1 protein-coding gene is annotated in these 278 nt (G+C 68.3%); it reads right to left on the reverse strand.

Annotated features, from left to right (window positions below):
- On the reverse strand, window positions 1-278 hold a 278-nt coding region (locus KZZ04_RS19005), incomplete at both ends, for an anhydro-N-acetylmuramic acid kinase (protein ID WP_219423812.1).

Below are 278 nucleotides of genomic sequence, written 5' to 3' on the forward strand. Positions count from 1 at the left end.
CGCGCCCAGCACCCGCAGCCCGTGTGCGCCGGTGACGCTCGGGCGGTTGGCGGCGATGCCTTCCAGGCAGCAATGGGCCAGCCAGGCGAAGGCCATGGCTTCAACCCAGTCGGGGTCCACGCCGTAAGTGGCGGTGCTGCTCACTTGGGTGGACGGCAACAGCGCCGCCAGACGGCTCATCAGTGCGGCGTTATGCGCGCCGCCACCACAGACCAGCAAGGTTTCGGTGTCGGCTTGTGCGGCTTGCAGGGACTCGACGATGGTCGATGCGGTCAGCT

It is taken from the genome of Pseudoalteromonas sp. CR1 (assembly GCF_019392235.1).
GTDB lineage: Bacteria > Pseudomonadota > Gammaproteobacteria > Enterobacterales > Alteromonadaceae > Pseudoalteromonas.